The sequence below is a fragment of the Blautia sp. OM07-19 genome, from assembly GCF_003481595.1.
Taxonomy (GTDB): Bacteria; Bacillota; Clostridia; order Lachnospirales; family Lachnospiraceae; genus Blautia_A; species Blautia_A intestinihominis.
Genome location: NZ_QULA01000007.1, coordinates 116,834 through 139,450, shown reverse-complemented (window position 1 = coordinate 139,450; position 22,617 = coordinate 116,834). Strand labels below are relative to the sequence as shown.

General features: G+C 45.4%; 24 protein-coding genes. 4 read left to right on the top strand and 20 right to left on the bottom strand.

The window, feature by feature from the left end:
- Window positions 1-8 precede the first annotated feature (8 nt).
- The gene (locus tag DXC01_RS07445) at window positions 9-617 is read left to right on the top strand and encodes a DUF1836 domain-containing protein (protein WP_118252074.1); all 609 of its coding nucleotides are present in this window, start codon (window positions 9-11) and stop codon (window positions 615-617) included.
- A gap of 57 nt (window positions 618-674) precedes the next feature.
- On the opposite strand, the gene DXC01_RS07440 is transcribed toward DXC01_RS07445, so the two are convergent.
- Both DXC01_RS07440 and DXC01_RS07435 read right to left on the bottom strand, forming a co-directional pair.
- Window positions 675-1,631: a hypothetical protein gene (locus DXC01_RS07440; RefSeq protein WP_243111569.1), complete on the bottom strand. Its 957-nt coding sequence runs from the start codon at window positions 1,629-1,631 to the stop codon at window positions 675-677.
- Window positions 1,632-1,672: 41 nt separating this feature from the next.
- A complete protein-coding gene (locus DXC01_RS07435; RefSeq protein WP_022213200.1) occupies window positions 1,673-2,641 on the bottom strand; it encodes a serine hydrolase in 969 nt (322 codons plus the stop codon).
- A 245-nt stretch (window positions 2,642-2,886) separates the two neighbouring features.
- Between DXC01_RS07435 and DXC01_RS07430 the strand changes: the two genes are divergently transcribed.
- A complete protein-coding gene (locus DXC01_RS07430) occupies window positions 2,887-4,596 on the top strand; it encodes a serine hydrolase (RefSeq protein WP_118698635.1) in 1,710 nt (569 codons plus the stop codon).
- A 194-nt stretch (window positions 4,597-4,790) separates the two neighbouring features.
- Here the strand turns inward: DXC01_RS07430 and DXC01_RS07425 are convergent, their stop codons facing one another.
- Window positions 4,791-5,099, bottom strand: a complete 309-nt coding sequence (locus DXC01_RS07425; RefSeq protein ID WP_118252076.1) for a YerC/YecD family TrpR-related protein — start codon at window positions 5,097-5,099, stop codon at window positions 4,791-4,793.
- Between the two features lie 181 nt (window positions 5,100-5,280).
- On the opposite strand from DXC01_RS07425, the gene DXC01_RS07420 reads away from it, so the two are divergent.
- Window positions 5,281-6,600 (top strand): replication-associated recombination protein A, encoded by a 1,320-nt coding sequence (locus DXC01_RS07420; RefSeq protein ID WP_118698634.1) that lies wholly within the window; start codon window positions 5,281-5,283, stop codon window positions 6,598-6,600.
- An 18-nt stretch (window positions 6,601-6,618) separates the two neighbouring features.
- Here DXC01_RS07420 and DXC01_RS07415 read toward each other — a convergent pair whose 3' ends face one another.
- The 14 genes from DXC01_RS07415 to infC all read right to left on the bottom strand — a co-directional run bounded on the left by DXC01_RS07415 (window position 6,619) and on the right by infC (window position 18,014).
- Window positions 6,619-7,137 (bottom strand): DUF4364 family protein, encoded by a 519-nt coding sequence (locus tag DXC01_RS07415; RefSeq protein ID WP_022213254.1) that lies wholly within the window; start codon window positions 7,135-7,137, stop codon window positions 6,619-6,621.
- A 16-nt stretch (window positions 7,138-7,153) separates the two neighbouring features.
- Window positions 7,154-8,137 (bottom strand): TIGR01212 family radical SAM protein, encoded by a 984-nt coding sequence (locus tag DXC01_RS07410; RefSeq protein WP_022213253.1) that lies wholly within the window; start codon window positions 8,135-8,137, stop codon window positions 7,154-7,156.
- A complete protein-coding gene (locus DXC01_RS07405) occupies window positions 8,134-8,793 on the bottom strand; it encodes a YesL family protein (RefSeq protein WP_022213252.1) in 660 nt (219 codons plus the stop codon). Before DXC01_RS07405 ends, DXC01_RS07410 begins: the two co-directional genes overlap by 4 nt.
- A gap of 130 nt (window positions 8,794-8,923) precedes the next feature.
- Window positions 8,924-9,655 (bottom strand): polysaccharide deacetylase family protein, encoded by a 732-nt coding sequence (locus DXC01_RS07400; RefSeq protein ID WP_118252079.1) that lies wholly within the window; start codon window positions 9,653-9,655, stop codon window positions 8,924-8,926.
- A gap of 97 nt (window positions 9,656-9,752) precedes the next feature.
- Window positions 9,753-10,379 (bottom strand): cytidylate kinase-like family protein, encoded by a 627-nt coding sequence (locus DXC01_RS07395; RefSeq protein ID WP_118698633.1) that lies wholly within the window; start codon window positions 10,377-10,379, stop codon window positions 9,753-9,755.
- Between the two features lie 13 nt (window positions 10,380-10,392).
- Complete coding sequence (locus DXC01_RS07390; RefSeq protein WP_022213249.1) at window positions 10,393-11,103, bottom strand: ABC transporter ATP-binding protein; 711 nt, start codon at window positions 11,101-11,103, stop codon at window positions 10,393-10,395.
- Between the two features lie 13 nt (window positions 11,104-11,116).
- Window positions 11,117-11,875, bottom strand: coding sequence for an ABC transporter ATP-binding protein (locus DXC01_RS07385; protein WP_022213248.1), 759 nt, complete (start codon window positions 11,873-11,875; stop codon window positions 11,117-11,119).
- 2 nt (window positions 11,876-11,877) lie between these two features.
- Entirely contained in the window at window positions 11,878-12,948 is a 1,071-nt protein-coding gene (locus tag DXC01_RS07380; protein ID WP_022213247.1) for a branched-chain amino acid ABC transporter permease, read from the bottom strand.
- Between the two features lie 12 nt (window positions 12,949-12,960).
- Window positions 12,961-13,845 (bottom strand): branched-chain amino acid ABC transporter permease, encoded by an 885-nt coding sequence (locus tag DXC01_RS07375; protein ID WP_022213246.1) that lies wholly within the window; start codon window positions 13,843-13,845, stop codon window positions 12,961-12,963.
- 107 nt (window positions 13,846-13,952) lie between these two features.
- Window positions 13,953-15,113 carry an ABC transporter substrate-binding protein gene (locus DXC01_RS07370; RefSeq protein WP_118698632.1) on the bottom strand — a complete coding sequence of 387 codons (1,161 nt, stop codon included), beginning with the start codon at window positions 15,111-15,113 and terminating at the stop codon, window positions 13,953-13,955.
- Window positions 15,114-15,276: 163 nt separating this feature from the next.
- Window positions 15,277-16,755, bottom strand: coding sequence for a DUF6056 family protein (locus tag DXC01_RS07365; RefSeq protein WP_118698631.1), 1,479 nt, complete (start codon window positions 16,753-16,755; stop codon window positions 15,277-15,279).
- Between the two features lie 73 nt (window positions 16,756-16,828).
- The gene (gene rplT / locus DXC01_RS07360) at window positions 16,829-17,185 is read right to left on the bottom strand and encodes a 50S ribosomal protein L20 (RefSeq protein WP_015541986.1); all 357 of its coding nucleotides are present in this window, start codon (window positions 17,183-17,185) and stop codon (window positions 16,829-16,831) included.
- Between the two features lie 50 nt (window positions 17,186-17,235).
- The gene (gene rpmI / locus DXC01_RS07355; RefSeq protein WP_015541985.1) at window positions 17,236-17,433 is read right to left on the bottom strand and encodes a 50S ribosomal protein L35; all 198 of its coding nucleotides are present in this window, start codon (window positions 17,431-17,433) and stop codon (window positions 17,236-17,238) included.
- 86 nt (window positions 17,434-17,519) lie between these two features.
- A complete protein-coding gene (gene infC / locus DXC01_RS07350) occupies window positions 17,520-18,014 on the bottom strand; it encodes a translation initiation factor IF-3 (RefSeq protein ID WP_022215329.1) in 495 nt (164 codons plus the stop codon).
- 372 nt (window positions 18,015-18,386) lie between these two features.
- Between infC and DXC01_RS07345 the strand changes: the two genes are divergently transcribed.
- Window positions 18,387-18,713 carry a DUF1540 domain-containing protein gene (locus tag DXC01_RS07345; protein ID WP_118698630.1) on the top strand — a complete coding sequence of 109 codons (327 nt, stop codon included), beginning with the start codon at window positions 18,387-18,389 and terminating at the stop codon, window positions 18,711-18,713.
- Window positions 18,714-18,790: 77 nt separating this feature from the next.
- Here DXC01_RS07345 and ftsZ read toward each other — a convergent pair whose 3' ends face one another.
- The 3 genes from ftsZ to murA all read right to left on the bottom strand — a co-directional run bounded on the left by ftsZ (window position 18,791) and on the right by murA (window position 22,602).
- Window positions 18,791-19,954: a cell division protein FtsZ gene (ftsZ, locus tag DXC01_RS07340; RefSeq protein ID WP_118252128.1), complete on the bottom strand. Its 1,164-nt coding sequence runs from the start codon at window positions 19,952-19,954 to the stop codon at window positions 18,791-18,793.
- A gap of 148 nt (window positions 19,955-20,102) precedes the next feature.
- On the bottom strand, window positions 20,103-21,329 hold the full coding sequence (locus DXC01_RS07335; protein WP_118698629.1) for a cell division protein FtsQ/DivIB: 1,227 nt from the start codon (window positions 21,327-21,329) through the stop codon (window positions 20,103-20,105).
- Window positions 21,307-22,602 (bottom strand): UDP-N-acetylglucosamine 1-carboxyvinyltransferase, encoded by a 1,296-nt coding sequence (gene murA, locus DXC01_RS07330; protein WP_334295377.1) that lies wholly within the window; start codon window positions 22,600-22,602, stop codon window positions 21,307-21,309. The genes DXC01_RS07335 and murA overlap by 23 nt, the downstream gene beginning before the upstream one ends.
- Between the last annotated feature and the right edge of the window lie 15 nt (window positions 22,603-22,617).

Below are 22,617 nucleotides of genomic sequence, written 5' to 3'. Positions count from 1 at the left end.
TGGTATTTATGTCAACAAATAATGAGGCGATGATCAGACATATTCTGGACTGGGTTTCCGGAATTGGATATATTAAACCCGAGGATATTCCGAATATTGATCTTTATATGGATCAGGTAACGACTTTCATGGAAGAGCAGCTTGCACATTCCAAGCGATATCAGGAAGACAAGATTCTCACCAAGACCATGATCAATAACTATGCCAAGAATAATCTTCTTCCGTCACCGGTGAAGAAGCGTTATTCCAAAGAGCATCTGCTGGTTCTGATCTTTATTTACTACTTCAAGAACATTCTTTCTATCAATGATATTCAGACTCTTCTGAATCCGATCACGGATAAATATTTTAAATCTCAGGAGAAGCTGGATCTGACTTCTATCTATGAGGAAGTTTTCAGCATGGAGAAAGAACAGATTGAAGTTCTCAAGAAGGAGCTTCTGAAGAATTATCAGACTGCTCAGAATACGTTTACGGATGCTCCGGAGGATGAGCAGGATTTCCTGAAATTATTCTCTTTCATCTGCCTGCTCAGTTTTGATGTCTACATGAAAAAAACGATCATCGAGCAGATGATCGACAGTCTTCGAGAAAATGACCCAAAGAAAAAGAAATGATTTCACTCAAATAAAAAGAGGTTCCCGCCGCAGTGTGACGGGAACCTCTTTTGTTATTTAGTATAAATAATTCTTGTTTACATAGCCGGATTTGTTCAGTTTCGGTGCATATACATACCAGTAGGTGCTGTCGCTGGTATCCTGTACCTGCACGGTGTCTCCGCTGTAAAGCTCTCCGATCTCATTGCTGTCATCGTATGCCTTGGCGGTACGAAGTGCAAGATATCCTTTGCTTACACTGACGGTCTTGGTTACTACAGAAGGAGTGCTGCTGCCTGCGCCTACGAGATAGTTGCGGTTTACGTAGCCGGATTTGTTAAGCTTCGGAGAATATACATACCAGTAGGTACTGTCGCTTGAATCCTGTACCTGTACGGTATCTCCGCTGTAAAGTTCTCCGATCTCGTTCTTATCATCGTATGCCTTGGCGGTACGAAGCGCGAGGTATCCTTTGCTTACGCTGACGGTATAGCTGGCTCCGCCTGTGTTTGCTGTTCCACCGCCAACCAGATAGTTGCGGTTTACATAGCCGGATTTGTTAAGCTTCGGGGAATATACGTACCAGTAGGTGCTGTCGCTGGTATCCTGTACCTGTACAGTATCTCCGCTGTAAAGCTCTCCGATTTCATTCTTATCATCGTATGCCTTGGCTGTACGAAGTGCGAGATATCCCTTGCTTACACTGACTGTGTAATTGCTTCCTCCTGTGCTGCTTCCGCCGCCAACCAGATAATTGCGGTTTACATAGCCGGATTTATTCAGTTTTGCAGAATATACATACCAGTAAGTGCTGTCGCTGGTATCTGTAACTTCTACGGTATCTCCTGTGTAAAGCTCTCCGATCTCATTCTTATCATCGTATGCCTTGGCGGTACGCAGTGCAAGATATCCCTTGCTTACGCTGACTGTGTACATGGTTCCTGCAAGGCTTTCCCTTGCTGTTAATGGCAGGGATAAAGTGAAAACAAGTACAAAAAGTGCTGTCCATTTTAAAAATGTTGATTTTTCTTTCATAGTGATGCCCTCCTTTGGGAATATTATTTTTTACAATTCTCTCAGGAATTGTAAGAATCATAGATCTGTCTACTCAGAGATGCGATCGTACTCTGAGCTGCCCCCGGCTGTGGAACATTCTCTGACATAAATACAATGATCAGGTCATTCAGGTCATTGTAGATGATTCCTGCATCATTCTCGACATCCGAAAGTTCTCCTGTCTTGTTTGCAACGCTGACGCCTGACGGCATCTGTGCCGGGATCTTGTTTCTCCTGCTCTGTGCTGCAAGTAATGCAAATTCTGCCTGTGCGTGTGCATCAGACTGCTGATTTCCATCGTAAACTTCCTTGAGGAAGTGTCCGCAATCTGAAACAGAGGTATAATTGTCATCGTACTGATTGCTTGCGAGGAGAAGTCTTCCCATATGTGTGCTGGAATATCCCTTATCACTGCAGAAATTATTAACTACATTCATTCCTGCACTGCTGTCTCCGCCTCCCAGATAACTTACCAGTGTGTTTGCCGCATCATTATCACTGACTGTTATCATGGAATTCAGGTTGGAATCTACGCTGGACTGTCCATACTGTCCCACAATACTGTCATAATTCTCATAAACAGCTCCCATGATATAAAGCTTGATCAGACTTGCTGCCTGCATTCTGGCATCCTGGATGGCTCCTTCGGTATTTTTCTCCAGGTCACATACATATACGGACCAGGTTCCATTTCCTGACGGAAGTGCAAGGCTTGACAAAACGCTCTGAAGTTTCTCATCAGTCCCGGCTGTCTCTGATGATGCAGAACTTCCAAATACGCTTCCTCCCTCTGACTCTGACGGCGGTGACAGGGTTCCCTGTCCCTCCTGGACTGTAGCTGTTTCATCCGGTGCCGGTTCCGGATGATGATCGGATTCCTCCGTTGTCTGTGTCTCTGCTGTGGCTTCTGCCGCATAACACGGCTGCACCATCAGACATGCTGTAATCAAACTGCTTACTGCGATTCTGGTTAAAGTCTTATTTTTCATTTTCTCTCTTCCTTATTTTCAGATACTTTTATTATAAGTTTTTTGTATAACAGTTGCAAGAAATTTGTTACCATTTACGGTAACTTATACCTTACTTCGTATCTTGCCAAAATACTGATTATAGCTTATCATAAAAGCGGCAGTTTTTGAAAATCAATTCTGCTCTCTGTATATATTTATTATAGCAGAGTGTTTCGCAAATTTGTAATTTTTATATACAAAAAACAGTTTTCAGGAGGTACTTTATGAAAAAATTTTTGACAGCACTGCTGCTTGGCAGCCTGATCTTTGTTTCACCGGCAGTCGTTTCGGCTTCTTCGGAAACCACCTATGAAAGTGAGGAAGGACAGGCCATGATCAAACCGCCGTCTTCTTCTGAACAGTCATCTGAAACAGAGGATGAAACGACAGATGAAACTGACGCGCAGGAAGAAGAGGGTACTATCAGTTCTTCTGATTCCTCATCTGGCATGGACTGGTCTGATGCCAACACCGAAAACAGCAAAACTTCCAATCAGGGAAATTTCACAGTCTGTGTGGATGCCGGGCATCAGGGATCCTGGGTGGATATGAGCGCACAGGAACCAATGGCTCCTGGATCTTCCCAGACGAAAAACAAAGCTACGACAGGAACCAGCGGAAATTTTTCCAAAGTTCCGGAATATGAAGTGAATCTGGAAGTTTCTCTTGTACTCCAGAAAGAGCTGATCTCACGTGGGTATAATGTTATTATGACCCGTGAGGATAACGACACGGCTATCAGCAACAAGGAACGCGCAGAACTTGCTACGGAAAAAGGTGCTGATATCACGGTGCGTATCCATGCAAATGGCGATAACAGTTCTGCTTCTTCCGGTGCGCTTACGATGGCTCCTACTTCTTCCAATCAGTATCTGGATCAGGATATCATTGAGAAAAGTAATACGCTTGCAAGCTGTATCATCAATCATTACTGTGATGCGACCGGGCTTGGAAATCTTGGGGTGATCTCTTCTGATAATATGACAGGAACCAACTGGAGTACTGTTCCTGTTGCGATCCTTGAGATGGGATTTATGAGTAATCAGAATGATGATCTGTATATCACCAATTCTGCAAATCATGAGACGATGGCGAAGGCAGTCGCGGATGGTATTGATGAGTATTTCAGTATTGTTGCACCGGATACGGTTGCGATCGGGAAGCATCTTTCTGCACTTACAGATAAGATTGAAAAAGATTATGTGGATGTGCAGGAAAAGAAGGGTGAAAGCTGGGCTGTTTCTGCGATGGATCTTTCTACGCAGGCGTATAGTACGGTGAATGCGGAGAAGGCGATGAAGTCTGCGAGTGTTATTAAGGCGTTTATTATGGCGGCGGTTTATGATAAGATGGTTTATCCGGATGGAGCGGATACGGCTTCTGAGGAGTATGAGAAGACGTTGAAGCCGCTGCTTACGAAGATGATCACGGTTAGTGATAATGATGCGGCAAATGAGCTGGTGAGACAGCTTGGAAATGGGGATTTTGCTGCGGGGGCGGCTGTGGTTAATGAATTTTGTCAGGAGAGGGAGTATACCAGTACTCATCTTGGGAGGGAGTTCCTTGCGAATGAACCGACGGATGATAATTATGTGAGTGCTTCGGATTGTTGTCGGCTTTTGTCGGATATTTATAATGGAACGCTTGTTAATGAGAAGGCGGATTCCGATATGCTGGAATTGCTGAAGGGGCAGACTGTGAAGACGAAGATCCCGGTTGGGGTGCCGGATGGGATTGAGACGGCGAATAAGACGGAGGAGCTTTCTGACGCAAAGCTGGGAGTGGTTGAAAACGATATTGCTATTGTTTTCGATGCCACGCACCCTTATGTGATTGCGGTGCTTTCCAATGATGTTAAAAGTAATGCGGATGCGCAAAATACTATTGCGAAGATTTCTAAAGATGTTTATGAGTTTATGACTTCGCAGAAGTGAAAAACCCCTGAGGGGGGAAAGTATCTCGGAGTCTGCGAAGGCCGAAGTTCCCCCCTCAGGCTCCCCCCTTCTTGGCCACGCGGCTTTAGACTGGGGACGGGCGTGCCTGCGGCGTCGCCCTGGGTGTTGGGGAAATTATTGAGAAGAAAAACGGAGCCGTAGGGATCTTCGATCCTGCGGGCTCCGTTTTTTATTTATTCTTCTGTTTTATTTTCTTTGGCTTTCATTCTTTCGAAGACCATTTCGTAGCCGTCGTTTCCGTAGTTGAGGGAACGGTTTACTCGGCTGATGGTTGCGGTTGAGGCCCCGGTCTTTTCGGAGATGTCCAGATATGTGCGCTTGTCAGTTAACATTTTAGCTACCTCAAAACGCTGTGAAAGAGAAAGAAGTTCGTTGATCGTGCATACATCTTCGAAGAAGGTATAGCATTCTTCTTTATTCTTCAAACAAAGGATTGCCTCAAAAAGATGGTCAACCTCTTCCGTCCTGATTTTTTTACCCATTTTCCTGCTCCTTTAGCTTACATTCTGTTATATTTCACATATTAGTATTTTAACACTTTAACTTGTGATAAGCAAGGGATTTTGTGATTTTCATAACAAAACGGTGTGGATAGTTGAATTTCCTTTGAAAAGCAGGTATACTGGGAACAAATGTACGAATTTTTCAGATTGGAGTATTGTTATGGATTTATTTGAATATGCCAAATCCAAGACTCTGGACCGGGAGTCGCCTCTGGCTTCGAGGCTTCGCCCTACTACTCTGGATGAGGTTGTCGGGCAGGAGCATATTGTGGGGAAGGATAAATTGTTATATCGTGCGATCAAGGCGGATAAGCTGACTTCTGTTATTTTTTATGGGCCTCCGGGGACTGGTAAGACGACGCTTGCTAAGGTGATCGCGAATACGACCCGTGCCAATTTTACTCAGATCAATGCTACGGTTGCGGGCAAGAAGGATATGGAGCAGGTCGTAAAGGAAGCGCAGGAACAGCTTGGTATGTATGGTAAGAAGACCATTCTGTTCATCGACGAGATCCATCGTTTTAATAAAGGACAGCAGGATTATCTTCTTCCGTTTGTGGAGGATGGAACGCTCATATTGATCGGTGCAACGACGGAGAATCCTTATTTTGAGGTCAACGGTGCTCTTCTCTCCCGTTCTATTATTTTTGAGCTCAGGGCTCTGAGTCAGGAGAATATCCGCACGCTGATCCTGCGTGCAGTCAATGACTGTGATAAGGGAATGGGGAATTATGGTGCTGTGATCGATGACGACGCGCTTGAATTTCTTTCTGATATGGCCGGCGGTGATGCGCGGAGTGCACTGAATGCCGTGGAGCTCGGGATCCTGACAACTCCAAAGAGTGATGACGGTTATATCCATCTGACGCTTGATGTCGCTTCTGAATGCATCCAGAAGCGTGTGGTCCAGTATGATAAGCAGGGGGATAATCATTATGATATCATTTCTGCTTTTATCAAAAGTATGCGTGGCTCCGATCCGGACGCGGCTGTCTATTATCTTGCCAAGATGCTTTACGCAGGGGAGGATATCAAGTTTATTGCGCGCAGGATCATGATCCTTGCCTCTGAGGACATCGGAAATGCAGATCCGCAAGCACTCTGTGTGGCTGTTGCTGCTGCCCAGGCAGTTGAGCGTGTCGGCATGCCAGAAGCACAGATCATTCTTTCACAGACAGTCACCTATATGGCATGTGCACCAAAGAGCAATGCCGCTGTAAACGCGATCTTTTCTGCCATGGACTCTGTCAAAAAGACCAGGACTACGGTTCCTGTTCATCTGCAGGATGCACATTATGGCGGGCATGAGAAGCTTGGTAAAGGGATCGGATATAAATATGCGCATGATTATCCAAATCATTATGTGAATCAGCAGTATCTGCCATCGGAGATCGAGGGCGAGAAGTTCTATGAACCAGGGGATCTTGGATATGAGAAAACTCTCAACGAATATATGAAACATATAAAGGGTGAAGCTTAACGGCTCCACCCTCTTATTTTATGAGATCAACTCTCCCATCAACATTTCATATATATCCTGTGACTTCGCTGCCCAGCTCCGACAGATCTCCTGGGCGGCTTCTTTGTTCGGTGCAGCCATGCTCAGATCCATGATCGTAGAGGAATCCTTCTCTATGATCTGGCAGCGGACGGCATATCCGCCCTGCGGGGTCGTATAATAGTCAGCCGGGGTCAGGATCCGCTCCTGTACTTTGCAGCCACGACTTTCCAGATATTCCTTGACTTCATTCTTGATATCCTGTGAGATATCTTTTTCGAAGTAGGAAAGCGTCTTGCGTCCTTCTTCCGTCAGTTCATAGTAAGAACTGTTCGTGATCGTCCTTTTGTGGAGAAGTTCTGTCTCTGTCAGCTCTGACAGTACTTTCTGCAGCTGGAAATAATCGGTATATTCCCGGTCCAGGATAAACTCTGAAATCTGTGAATTTGTCAGTGCCTGTGTCGCGTGCTTCGCCATATATAATACGATCAGCTTATACGTTGTAAATGGATCTGCCATTTGAGTCACCTCTTTCTTATTCTGACAGGGTGTGAAACTGCTTATTACTGTTCACTCCGTTCACAGTAACTTGGTCAAAATTATACTGCTTCCCCTGCCAACTGTCACATACCTTCATCTGATGATGCAGAAGATTCAGGACTTCTCTCTTCCTGCCTGTCCATAGCGGAGCAAGTAAAAGTTCCTTCGGTCCGTCTCCTGTCATCCTGTGTATGACGATCTCCGGATCCAGATGCTCGATGCACCGGATCAGCAGATTCAGATATTCTTCTCTTTCGTATACGTGGAATTTGCCCTCCAGATATTCCTGTGCAAGATCGGTGCCCTTAAGCACATGGAGAAGCTGAAGTTTGATTCCCTGTATGTCTCTGTGGTTCAAATATTCCATGGTAGCGAGAATGTCCTCCTCGGATTCCCCCGGAAGCCCCAGGATCGTGTGAACGATCACTTCGATCCCACGTTCCCGAAGATTTCTCACCGCTGTCTCAAATACCGAAAGAGGATATCCTCTCCGGATATATGCGGCCGTCCGCTCGTGGATCGTCTGAAGCCCAAGTTCGATCCATACCGGCTTGATCTGGTTCAGTTCCGTAAGAAGATCCAGAACATCTTCTCCCAGACAGTCCGGTCTTGTCCCGATTGACAGTGCCACCACAGATGGATGATGAATCGCTTCTGTAAAAATCTTCCTGAGATATTCCACCGGGGCATAGGTATTGGTATATGCCTGAAAATAAGCAATATATTTATGGATCGGGCGTTTCGCGGACAAAACAGCGATCTGGCTGTCGATCTGCTCTGTGATCGTCAGTGCCGCATCTGCCGCAAAATCACCGCTTCCGCCCTCACTGCAGAAAATACAGCCTCGGCTTCCGAGTTTCCCGTCACGGTTCGGACAGGACATACCGCCGTTCAGCGTCACCTTGTATACCTTTTCGCCAAAGGTCTCTCTCAGCATATAGTCAAGTGAATGGTACGGTTTACCATTCCAGTTTCTCATTCTGCCTTTCCTCCGTCCTCTGCGCCTTCCGGAATATAATTCTCAAAGATCTTTACCAGGAAAAATGAGTTGCAGTATGCAACCACTGCCCCGCCGATCACTAGACAGATCAGGATGATCGTTGCCTGTACTTTAAATGTCGGTGCAAAAGATACCAGAAGTACCGGACATGCACAGATCACTGCCATCAGGACCGTATACGGAAGATGACGAACAGACATCAGCACCGCATTGATAAACGTATTTCTGGTAGAATTATAAAATTTCGCCAGAACTGGATAAATATACAGGAATACCATCACATACAGAACGCTGAATGCAAGGAAAATAATATTCATGATCTGTCCAAGCGGCTGTCCCATCTGCTTTACGATGCTCATATCCACATAAAGGATCACTGCCAGCACAAGCATGATCAGGTTGATCACCGTTGCCTGTTTGAAATTCTGTTTGAAAGATTTAAAAAAGCTCTTGATTATGTAGGACTCTTCGTTCTTTACCATCTTTATGGTCACATAAAACATCGCTGTGATCGATGCCCCCGCTGTCACGATCGGGATGCAGCAGATCAGACATAGGATATTCAAAATAAATAAATCTGCGACCTTTCCCATAAATGTAAAAAACTTATTATCCATACTGAAGAATCTGTCCATTTTTTACTCCTTTTTCTGCTGAATTGATAAACTCGTTATATATCAGTATAACGAAATTGAGCAGAAAAAGCAATGACAAACCTGTTACTGTGAACGGAGTGAACAGTAACACAAACCTTTCACGATATGGTCATGGTACGATCAGTTCATCTACTGTCACAAACTCATAACCTTTTTCTTTCAGCCGGTCGATAATGAGAAGGGCTGCCTCCACGCTGGTCTGATATTCGTCGTGCATAAGGATGATCGAACCGTCCTCCGGTTCTTCTCCTGCTGCCTTGAGGATCGCATCCACATTCTGGCTTTTCCAGTCAAGTGTGTCAATATCCCAGAATACGGGCAGCATCTCGACGCAGAGCTCCATGTTTTTCTTCCAGGCTCCATAAGGAGGACGCATGTATTCCGGATACTTTCCTGTCGCCTCATAGATCTCATTGTTTGTTTTGAGTATCTCCTGCCGGGCTGTAGTCTCCGGGATCTTGTTAAGCTGCACGTGATTATACGTATGATTTCCCAGAAGATGTCCTTCCGCCTGCATCCTCTGCACCAGTTCCTGATTCTCCTTCACATTTTTGCCCAGAAGAAAAAAAGTTGCCCGGACATTTCTCTCTTTCAGTCCATCCAGAAGAAGCGGTGTATATTTCGGACTTGGACCGTCATCGAAGGTCAGTGCTACTTCAGGATGTGCCTGGCTCTGCTCCATAAGTTCCTGTTCCATCAGCCGGAGCATCCCCTCTCCTGCAACAAGCCTGGCTGCCTTATTTCCGATCGTCTGTACAGCCTCCGGTTCTTTTCCTGCAGACCAGACAGTTCCCATGAGCAATAGAAGTACAACAACTATCCCTGAAAAAAATTTTCTCATATCTACCCTGCCTGCCCTGTACTCCCTTCAATATATGCATGAAAGCATAAAAAAAGAACGGGGACAGTGTTTTAAAAACACCGCCCCCAACTGGCTTTTATTTTCCAAGCATGATCTTTAACTGTGCTTCGATCGCATCAACGCATTTCTCAAATCCGAGTTTGCCGCTGTTCAGGCAAAGGTCGTAATTTGTCGCATCGTTCCAGACACCGCCTGCAAATTTATGGTAGTAGTCCTGTTTGCGCTTGTCATCCTTGAGAAGGAATTTCTCCACATCTTCTCTTGATCCGGAGATCTTCTCAGAAGCCTGCTCTACACGGAACTCCCATGGTGCATGAATGAATACACGCAAGGTATTCGGACGATCCTTGAACACATAGTTTACACAGCGTCCTACGATCACGTAGGATTCTTTTTCTGCAAGGTCGTTGACTACTTTAGCCTGGTAGTTAAAAAGATTCTCATCGGAGATGAAATCCTTGCTGCCTGGCTGGTGCAGGTCTCCCTTGTAGATGCTGGCCTTGCTGCCAAAAAGAGAAGTCTTGACTTTATCTCCCGCTTCTACTTTGCCGAAAAGTTTTACGTCAATTCCACTCTCATCAGATGCCATCTGAATGATCTGCTTGTCATAGAAAGAAATCCCCAGACGCTCTGCCAGCATTTTGCCGACGGTACGTCCGCCGCTTCCATACTGTCTTGCAATTGTGATTACAACCTGATCCATTATTGATTCCTCCTTATTCTCCCAGATATGCTTTCTGGACAGATTCATCATGAAGCAGATCATCTGCTTTGCCTTCCAGAGTAATGCTTCCTGTCTCAAGGACATACGCTCTGTCAGCGATAGAAAGGGCTTTCTTTGCGTTCTGCTCAACGAGGAGAACGGTTGTGCCGCTTTCACTTACTTCTTTGATAATATCAAAGATCTCATTTACAAAGATCGGGGAAAGCCCCATAGACGGCTCATCCATCAGGATGATGCTCGGTTTACTCATCAGCGCACGTCCCATTGCAAGCATCTGCTGCTCACCACCGGAAAGTGTACCGGCACGCTGTCCTGTACGTTCTTTCAGACGCGGGAATCTCTTGTAAACCATCTCGAGGCTCTGTGCGATCTCGTTTTTGTCTTTTCTTGTGTAAGCACCCATCAGAAGATTTTCGTATACAGACATGTCTGCAAATACACGTCTTCCTTCCGGTACATGTGCCATACCCATCTCGACGATCTTGTGTGCAGGTGTCTTTGTGAGGTCTTTGCCTCCAAACATGATACTTCCTGCTTTTGCCGGGATGATTCCGGTCAGTGTCTGCAGTGTGGTTGTCTTACCGGCACCGTTCGCACCGATCAGTGCGATAACTTCTCCCTGTTCTACATGAAAGGAAATTCCCTTCAATGCCTGGATAACACCATAATAAACCTGGAGATCTTTTACTTCCAACATTGACATTTGATTTTCCTCCTTATTCTCCCAGATATGCAGTGACTACTGCCGGATCTTTCAGAACCTTCAGAGTCTCGCCCTGTGCAAGCACCTGTCCGAAGTTCAGTACGGTTACTTCTTCACAGATACCGCCGACCAGTTTCATATCATGCTCGATCAGAAGAGTGGTCATATCAAAATGTTTCTGTACGAAACGGATGGTATCCATCAGTTCCTGTGTTTCATTCGGGTTCATACCTGCAGCCGGCTCATCCAGAAGAAGAAGCTTCGGATCGGTTGCCAGTGCTCTGGCGATCTCGAGTTTACGCTGTTTACCATATGGAAGGTTTCCTGCAAGGGTATCTGCTTCTTTGTCGAGGTCGAATACCTTGAGGATCTCCATTGCTTTTTCATTCATTTCTTTTTCTACTTTGTGATATTTCGGAAGTCTTAAGATTCCGGTCAGGGTAGAATAAGAATGATGATTGTGAAGTCCGACCTTGACGTTGTCAAGAACCGGCATATCCTTGAACAGACGGATGTTCTGGAATGTTCGCGCGATACCTGCTTTGTTGATCTCGATCGTGCTCTTACCTGTGATATCCTGTCCGTCCAGTTTGATGATACCCTCGGTCGGTTTGTATACACCTGTGAGAAGGTTGAAGATTGTTGTTTTGCCGGCACCGTTCGGCCCGATCAGTCCGTAGAGCTGACCTTTTTCGATTGATACATTGAATCCGTCAACTGCGCGAAGACCGCCGAACTGGATAGCCAGATGATTTACTTCCAACATTGCCATGGTTAAGCTGCCTCCTTTTTGTTCTTAGTGCCTTTGATCTTTTCCATTACGCGTGCTCTCCAGTTTCTTGCTGCCGGTGCCCAGTTAAAGAGCATCATAACGATCAGGACGATCGCATAGATGAGCATACGATAGTTTGCAAATCCACGGAGAAGTTCCGGAAGTGCATAGAGGATGATCGCTGCGATCATGGAACCTCTCAGGTTTCCGATTCCACCAAGTACGACATATACCAGGATCAGGATAGACATGTTGTAGTCAAATCCGGATACCTTTAACATGGAAAGGTTGTGTGCATAGAGAACACCTGCAACACCTGCGAGGGCTGCGGAGATCGTGAATGCAAGAAGTTTGAACTTGGTAACATCGATACCTACGGATTCTGCTGCGATACGGTTATCTCTGGTTGCCATGATAGCACGTCCGCTTCTGGAGTTTACAAGGTTCTGTACGATGAACAGTGTAAGAAGGACCAGAAGGATTCCGATCGGGAAAAAGTAATGTTTGACATCTTTGTAAAGAGCACCTGTTCCGGAGATACCAAGCGCACCTTTGAGGATCTGTTTGCCGCCTGCTTCCAGTTTGAGACTTGCGGCACTTGTTGCTACGTGAAGTCCTTTTTCGTCAAAACCGATATACAGGATGTTGATCAGATTCTTGATGATCTCACCGAATGCCAGGGTTACGATCGCAAGGTAGTCACCACGAAGTCGAAGTACCGGGATACCGATAATCACACCAAACACGGCTGCTACTGCTGCGCCGATCAGGATCGCCAGGATAAATCTCGGAACCTGCGGGATATCGCTTGCGATATGTGAAAATAATGCACTGGAATACGCGCCGACACACATGAATCCTGCATGACCAAGGCTCAGCTCACCGGAAAAACCTACTACCAGGTTCAGGGAGATCGCTGCGATCACATAAACACACAGCGGAACCAGAAGACCTGTAAGAAGTCTGGACAGATGTCCTGTACCGGAAAGGATCTGTACGATCACAAAAAGTGCGATCACGATCCCATAGTTGATCATATTGTTTTTTACTGTTTTGTTCATTGTTTTCTTCATTCTGACCACCCCTTATACTTTCTCCTGGATGTTCTTGCCGAACAGTCCGGTAGGTTTTACAAGAAGCACTACGATCAGGACGCCGAAACAGATAGCATCTGCAACCTGCGAAGAAATATATGCTTTACCAAAGATCTCGATCACGCCAAGGAGGATTCCTCCGACCATGGCTCCCGGAATGGATCCGATACCACCGAATACGGCTGCAACGAAAGCTTTGATACCAGGCATTGCTCCTGTATATGGAGTCAGTGTCGGGTAAGTCTGGCAGAGAAGAAGTCCTGCGATCGCTGCAAGTCCGGAACCGATCGCGAATGTCATGGAGATTGTCGCATTGACATTGACACCCATGAGCTGTGCGGCGTCGCGGTCCTCAGATACTGCCTGCATCGCACGTCCCGGTTTTGTCTTCTGAACAAAAAGCATCAGACCGACCATGATCACGATACAGGTAAGGATCGTTACAATGGTTATTCCTTTGATCACAAGCTGTCCGTCAAATAAAGACACGGACGGCACATCGATAACAGTTACGAAACTCTTGGCATCTGCTCCGAAGATCAAAAGTGCCAGGTTCTGAAGCAGATAGCTGACACCGATCGCGGTGATCAGTACTGCAAGGTTGGAAGACGCCTTACGAAGCGGGCTGTATGCGACTTTCTCGATCACCATACCAAGAACGGTACAGAAGATTACAGAAAGTACGATAGCCAGCACCGGAGACATGCCTCCTTTGGTAACAGCGGTAAGGATCACAAATGCACCGACCATGATGACATCACCATGAGCGAAGTTCAGCATTTTTGCAATACCATACACCATTGTGTACCCCAGGGCAATGATCGCATAGATACTGCCCAGGCTGATTCCATCTTTTAAGTATGATAAAAAGCTCATAATGCACCTCTTTAAATTATTAACTGATTGGCTTATTAGTGCAAGAAAGGGGGGACAGTCCTGTGATAACAGGCAACCGTCCCCCGTCCTCTGAATATAGTATCTTATTAGTCCATTTCTACGTAAGCGCCGTCCTGGATCTCGAAAGCTTTTGGCTCTTTGTCACATTCGCCATCTTCTGTCCATTTTGCTTTACCTGTAAGTCCGTCAAGTTCTACACTGAGCATTGCCTCAGACATAGCTGCACTGATGTCTGCATTTTCCATATCCGGTGTGATCTCTGCTGCATCTGCTGCTGCTTTCATAGCATAGAGTACATCGTATGTATCTGCTGCGAACTGGTTCGGAACTTCATCTTTGTTTGCAGCTTCATATGCTTTAACAAATGCCTGAGATTTTTCATCTTCTGCTGTTGCAGAGAATGGTGTCAGAAGCATAACGCCTTCTGCGAGGGATGTATCGAAGTTTTCTACTCCAAGGATACCGTCCATACCGTCTACACCGAATTTCTTAACGTCGTCCATACCAGCGTCATGTGCCTGCTGAAGGATCAGTGCGTTGTCTGCATAGTAGTTAGGAAGGAACAGAAGCTCTGCGCCGCTGTCTTTGATCTTCTTGAGCTGTACAGAGAAGTCTGTGTTGCTGTCTGCTGTGTATGCTTCGTCAGCTACAACTTCAAGACCGTTCTCGTCTGCTGCTGCAACGAATGCATCGTTGATACCGGAGTTGTAGTCTGCGGATGAATCATAGAGAACAGCTACCTTTGTAGCAAGTGCATGCTCTCCGATGTACTGTGCGGATTTGGTTCCCTGTGCCGGGTCTGTGAAACACATACGGAATTCATTGGATCCGGATGTGATGCTGTCTACTGCTGTTGCTGATGGTGTGAACAGGAATGTATCCTCTGCTGCCTCTGCACCTACAGCGATACAGGAACCGGATGTAACGGTACCACAAAGCATCTGCATTCCTTTGTCCAGAAGGTCGTTGTATGCGTTTACAGCCTTCTCCGGGTCAGCCTGGTCATCACCAGCGTCAAGGATCTCTACGTTGTATCCGTTGAATCCGCCGTTAGCATTGATCTCTTCTGCTGCAACCTGTGCTGCATGGTATACACCAAGACCATACTGTGCGTTGTCACCTGTCATCGGTCCGATAACACCGATCTTGAAAGTCTCGTCGTCTGCTGCAAATGCAGATACAGGCATCATTGTTGCTGTCATTGCTACTGCTGCTGTTAAACTAAGTGCTTTCTTCCATGCTTTCATAATAAAGCTCCTCCTTTAATCTTTAGCCCGCGCACTTTCATTCGCTAAAGCTTTAATGTTTTTGATTATAGCATTGGCTATAGCTGATTGCAAGGGAAAATTTTAGATTTATTTAAGAATTTGTTTATTTAACAAGGATATGTGTCCTTGTATTACGGACATTCTATTCAAATCTGACTGTCATATTCTCCGGAATATGATAAAACTCCTTGAATTTTTCGTTCCAGATCTCATCTATCGGTTCCGTATATCCTGTATAATCACTGAATGGCATGACCGGAAGTGTCAGTTCCTCTGCATTCTGTTCGACTGCCTCTTCGATCAGCTCTGCTCTGTAATCACTGTACTTCCCTATTATCATAAAAATTCTCACATAAAATACGGCTGAAATACAAACTGTTACTGCAAGGATCAGTGCCGGATAAAAAACCTGTATTTCTCCTCTGTTTTTCAAAAAATATTGAAGAATTTTTGCTGCCGTCAGCACTTCAAATACATAAGAAATATAAAAGCATCTCGGACCGATCGGATCTGCCGCAATAAGCGGTGCTGCAAAAGCCAGAGATCCGAGATATGTAATACAGATCGAAATTCGTTCTTCTTTTTCTGTAAACATCCAGATACACAGAAGCATATTTATAAAAAACAGCATGGAAAGAAGTGCCATAATCCCTCTGTCCACCGCCTGGTTTCCATCAAATGTCCACTCTGGACAAATTCTGTGAAAAATACTGTACACACTGTAGCCCCAGAAAACGACCAGCATCTCTGCTGCTGCAAAACTTTGTTTTCTTTTTTTCAGGATCAGAGCAGTCAGCAAAACTGCAAGTATCACTGTCAGTACCCAGTTATTCAGAACCAGGTTTGTCCATATCCTGACAACAAACCTCTGGAGCAGTACTCCTGCACTCATATCAATGCTTTTATAGGTTTTTCCATTATGCACTGCCGCACTGGAATATGCCGAATTAGAAAACATGACCACCGCCCCCAGAATTGCGGACCACAGATAATTCACTTCTATCAAATAAATCTTTCTGTATCTGACACCAGTGTAAATCATCATCCATACTGCATATGCAACAACAATGATCGTTATATTTTCGCTGAATAGCTGGACACATATTCCCAGTGGGATGACTGCCAAAGTTTGAAACCATGAGTATTTTTCCACTTTATTTCTGTAAAGCTCATCTGTCCATATAAAATAGACCAGAAACAATGGCACCGGAACTTCGTAATTAACAAAAGCAGCCGGCCATCCATAGCTCTGCCCATACAGGGAAGCCGGGACAGCAAGTAACAATAAGATGAGGCTCAGAAGAAGAATCGGGTCTGACTTATCTTTTTCTGAAAAAGTTTTTCTTCGCACACTCATTTCCATCAGCCATACGATCAGCACCATACATATGGATATTACAAGTGTTTTTGCCACTTCTGACCTTGTGATCAGCAATGCCAGAATATTTCCCAGATATCTTCCATTATATCCCGAAAAGCCTCTCTTCATCAGTTCCACTCTCTGAGGAAGTCCCCACTTCCACTCATCAAGGCAGTATGGGACTTTATATCCCAAATATACAAACAACATAAAAAATGCAGCATAAATAAAATATCTTACCCTGTTATCTTTGATCTTCATCTTCTCTCTCCCTGAAACTGCCGCAAAAAAAGACCGCAGTTATAAACTCTGCGGTCTTTTCAGGCATATTAACTTATGCTACTGCTTTCTTAGCGATTTCAGCAAGTGCTGCGAATCCCTCTGCATCGTTTACAGCGAGCTCTGCAAGCATTTTTCTGTTGATGTCAACGTTTGCTACTTTGAGTCCGTGCATCATTTTGCTGTAGGAAAGTCCGTTCATTCTGGCTGCTGCGTTGATACGAGCGATCCAGAGCTGTCTGAACTGACGTTTTTTCTGTTTACGTCCTGCATAAGAGCTTGCAAGTGCTCTCATAACAGACTGTTTTGCTACTCTATACTGTTTGGAACGAGCTCCTCTGTAGCCCTTTGCCAGTTTTAATGTACGGTTATGTCTTTTTTTTGCGTTTAATCCGCCTTTAATTCTTGCCATTTCTTATATTTCCTCCTGTTTGTCTTCTGATATCGTCCGCTGCCTGTTAATTATAAATATGGCAGAGCTTTCTTAATATTCTTCAGGTTTGTAGAATCAACAACAGTAGCTTTTCTCAGGTTTCTCTTTCTCTTCTGAGATTTCTTTGTTAAGATATGGCTCTTATAAGCTTTATTTCTCATGATCTTTCCAGTTCCGGTCTTTTTGAAACGTTTTGCTGCTGCTCTACAAGTTTTAATCTTAGGCATTGTTATTTCCTCCTTGATTCGTGGTTCTGTTTTTTATTTCACATTACCAGGTTCATGCACCAATGGCACAGTGTTCTGATAACTGCTTAACGCTTTTCGCTGAGAAACATGGTCATGCTTCTTCCTTCGATCTTAGGCGCTTTCTCTACGGTTGCAACGTCTGCGAGAAGTTCTGCAAAATCGTCGAGCACGTGTCTGCTGCTTGCCATGTGCGCCATCTCTCTTCCTCTGAAACGAAGTGTAACCTTTACGCGGTCACCTTTGGAGAGGAACTTTCTTGCTGCATTGACCTTGGTCTTTAAGTCATTTGTATCAATGTTTGGTGAAAGACGTACTTCCTTGATGTCGATCGTCTTCTGTTTCTTCTTAGCTTCTTTTTCCTTACGGGAGAGCTCATAACGGTATTTACCGTAATCGATGATCTTGCACACCGGTGGTTTCGCCTGTGGTGCGATCTTTACAAGGTCAAGTCCTGCTTCCTGTGCCTTCGCCATTGCTTCTCTGGCTGACACGATTCCGAGCTGTGCTCCGTCCGGTCCGATCAGACGCACCTCTCTGTCTCTGATCTGTTCGTTAATCATTAAATTGCTAATTGTAGTACACCTCCATACCTGTGAATAAATGATATGCCTGACTCTCAGTCACCCTTCAAAAAATAAAGAGCATGGACAGAATCCACACTCTATTATACCCAGTGATGCATGAGCAAAATGCCATGTAATATCCAGAATCCAGGAAGATTCTGCTATCTATCTCTGCATATAAACCTGAGACACAATCTCTCTGTGCTGAGGTGAGAGTGAAACTCTGCTTTGTTTTCTTTACGTACTTTAACAATATACTATTCCTTCCAGAGAAAGTCAAGAAGTTTTTTTGTATATTTTAATTTTTTTTGCTAATACTAGAATACGGACATACGTCCCGCAAAAAAATCAATCATGGAGGAACGAACTATGACAATTCTCAAATGTTCTGCAACCAAATGTATGTACAACGAAAACGAACTCTGTTCCAGAGGTGATATCGAGATTACCGGTGCAGGTGCACGCAATGCAGATGAAACAAACTGCGGAAGTTTCCGTGAACGCAGTGCTTCCGGTGCTGCCATGAACAGTGAAGCTCACCACTGCGGCTGCGAAAAGATCAACATCGACTGCAAAGCCCAGGAATGTACCTACAACGAACACTGCAAATGTACCGCCTCCGCTATTGATGTCTCCGGATGCAGCACAGAAGGATGCAACGAGACAAAATGCAATACCTTCTCCTGCAAATGCTGATTTCTCTTAACTGCCCTCATTCCTAAAAACAAAACAAGACGCTGTGGAAACACAGCGTCTTTTGTATGTTCTGATTCTTATCTGTTTCTGAGGAAATCCGGGATCTGGATGTCCTTCTTCTGAACAGTGCTTGTCGGCACCTTGGTATTGAATGACGGAGCTGACTGCATGTTCGGCAGGTTGAAGCTTGGCATGCTCATTGTCGGCTGTGACTGGGCAGTTGTTGTTGATGCTGCTGCAGGTTTGCGGACACTGAACGGTGATGCACTGCTCCTGTTTCCAAACGGTGTGGATTTTGCTTCCAGATCGGAAAGTCCTGTTGCGATCACTGTGATTCTTGCGTAATCTGCAACGGAGTCATCGTACATAGCACCAAAGATGATATTGGAATCCTCTCCTGTGAGCTCCTGTACGTAGCTTGCTGCGTCGTTTGCATCCATGAGAGAGATATCTCCGGAAATATTGATGATCACATGAGTTGCACCCTTGATGGTTGTCTCCAGAAGCGGGGAGGATACCGCCTGCTGTACTGCCTCCATCGCTTTGTCGTCTCCTCTTGCTTCTCCGATTCCGATATGAGCGATTCCCTTGTCTCTCATAACAGTCTGAACATCTGCGAAGTCCAGGTTGATAAGAGCCGGGAGGTTGATCAGGTCTGTGATGCCCTGTACTGCCTGCTGGAGAACTTCATCTGCTTTGCGGAGAGCTTCCGGCATGGTTGTACGGCGATCTACGATCTCTAACAGCTTGTCATTCGGAATGACGATCAGTGTGTCAACAGCTTTCTTCAGATTTTCGATTCCGGACAGAGCATTGTTCATACGTGTTTTTGCTTCGAAACGGAAAGGCTTCGTAACAACGCCGACGGTCAGGATTCCCATTTCCTTGGCTGCTGCTGCGATGACCGGTGCTGCACCTGTACCAGTGCCGCCGCCCATACCACAGGTAACAAATACCATGTCTGCGCCTTCCATTAACTGTTTAACTTCTTCTATGCTCTCCTCAGCAGCCTTCTGGCCAACTTCCGGCTGTGCGCCGGCGCCAAGGCCCTTCGTAATCTTTTCACCAATCTGAAGTACTGTTGGAGCTTTGCAAAGTGTCAGGGCCTGTTTATCAGTATTTACACCAACAAACTCTACTCCTCCGATAGCCTCTTCCACCATTCTGTTTACTGCATTATTTCCAGCTCCGCCTACGCCGATTACAATAATCTTGGCTGAAGACTCGGCCTCATTTGACATAATCTCTAACAATGTACTTCCTCCTTTTATCTTCCTGATATTGTCATATCAAGCTACATATAGATATATCATATATTTTTTTCTTGAATTAATCAACTACTATTTTTGTTTTTTTATACTTTTTTCACGATTCTTCGCCATCAAAGAGTTATCCTTCTTCATCGTAATAGCCCTCTTCTTCGTCCGAATAATCGCTCTCAGAGTCGTATTCCTGGTCACTTTCGGTGCTTTCATCGTAAGAATCTTCCTCCCCGGAAGTGTCTGATTCCTCACCGGAATCACCGCTGTCTGATGTGTTTTCTGTATCATCAGATGTATTCGGATTTGCTCCTACATAATTTCCATCGGCATCGTATTCACCGACTCCGTCAAATCCTCCTGATTCGTTATAACCGCCGGTCCAGTCTCCAAAACTGTCCAGAAGTTCCTGTGTCGGTGCAGGGCCGACATAATTCAGATCAGCATCATACTCACCACTGCCGGTATAGTCGCCTTCTTCATCGTAGCCGCCTACCCATCTCTCAGTTGCAGTGTCCAGTGCTGTTGCCGGTTTTGGTCCTACATAATCGCCATTTTCATCATATTCGCCATCGCCGGTATAGTCACCATTCTCGTCGTAGCCGCCATTCCAGTTCTCGGCTGTGATCTCCACTTCCTCTGCCTCAAATGTCACAGTCTTTGAATTACGGGAAATATTTTCCATGTGCAGAATCCCCTTCTGTCCCTCAAGCTGCGGAAGAATGGCGATTGCCCTGGTCATTTTGTCCTCCAGATATTCATCCTTTCCAAGCTGTACAGTGATATCGCCATACAGAAGGCTGATTTCATAGCTGTCATCAAACATAATATGATCCGGAACCATATCATTCTTGGCAAAGATCGTAGAAAGGGCAACTGCTGTATTCAGAACCGTCTCCTTGATGGGAAGTTTCTCCTCCATCACGACCTTCTTCGGCTGGATGCCGTCAAAAAAGGCAACTTTCGTATCTCTTGTCTTGCTGCCCTCCACAAAATATCCATTACTGTCAAAGTAAACATAGCTGTCCAGATAAGGAATGCATCCTACAACGCTTTTTTCTTTGACGCTGATGATCAGTTTGTTCCTGCCGGAACGTCTGACATTAAAACTCTCAATATACGGAAGTTCTTCTGCCGCATTCTTGGAATAAAACAGCGGTGCAAGAATGGCATTGGATGTCATTGAGCCTTTAAGGATTTTTTCTTTCAGTTCATCCTCTGTATAATGGTCATTTCCTATAACTTCTACTGTTTTTACTTGAAAAAAAGTAAAGAAAAAAACAGCGGCAGCCAAAACCACAACAGCCACACTGCCTATAACCAGTTTTCGTGTACTAATATTGCTGGATGTCTTCATATATCGTAGTTCCTGTATCCTTCTTGATTTTGCCGCCAAGCCTTGAAATATCCTGGCTTATATCCTCGTAACCCCGGCGGATAAATGAATATCCTTCTACAATGGACTCACCCTTTGCCGCAAGTGCCGCAATTACAAGTGCCGCTCCCCCTCGGAGTTCCTGTGCACGTACCTTGGTGCCTTTAAGGCAAAAACTTCCGCGGATCCATGCTTTCTTCCCCTGTATCTTTATCTCTGCACCCATCCGGTTAAGTTCTTCTGCTATTTTGAAACGGTCTTCAAAAACAGATTCCTGTATGCGGCTCTCTCCCGGAATCGTCGCAAGCACTGCCATCAGAGGCGACTGCAGATCTGTAGGAAATCCCGGATATACAGCGGTCTCTGTCAGAGGGACAGGAAAACGCACCCGGCGGCTGTCCGCTACTAGTTTACCACTGTTCCATTCATATTGTCCACCCATTTTGCGATATACTTCGAGGAAAGCTGTAAGCTCTCCCTCCGGAGGATTCTCAATCTCAATCTTTCCTCTGGTGGCTGCGGAAGCACACAGATAGGTTCCTGCCACGATCCGGTCAGGTGGAACCTGCATATCTCCGCCCTTCACCGGTGCGCCGCCTTCAACCAGGATTTTTTCTGTTCCTTCTCCCTGGATCTTTATTCCCATTCTTTTCAGGAATCTGCAGAGCCAGATAATTTCGGGCTCTTTTGCACAGTTATGGATTCTTGTTTTTCCCTCTGCCGAAGCAGCGGTCAGAACCGCCTGTTCTGTCGCACCCACACTACTCCCTGCAAAAAAGATCTCGCAGCCTTTCAGCTTCCGGCATTCTGCTTCCAGAAACTCTTTCTTTTCTTCTATACATACACCGAATTCCCGCAACGCATACAGATGAAGATCCACCGGTCTTTTTCCAATCACACAGCCGCCGGGATACCCCATGGATGCCTTCCCATATCTTCCAAGCAATACACCCAGAAGTATGACTGAAGACCTCATTTTTTCTGTGTAAATCCCTGATATCTCCGTTTTATCCGCTTTTGTGCAGTCCAGGTAAAGGTCATGTTCCTGCCACCAGGTATCTGCACCAAGTGCACAGAGGATTTCTTCCATGCAGAATACATCTGCGATTTTCGGACAGTTTCTGAGTATACTGACCCCCGGATAAAGAAGTGCCGCCGCCATCATTGGAAGGGCAGCGTTTTTGGAGCCCTGGATACGGATGGTTCCATGGAGGGGTGTTCCCCCTGCTATGTGAATTTTATCCAATCGGTTCACTCCCAAAGGGCATCT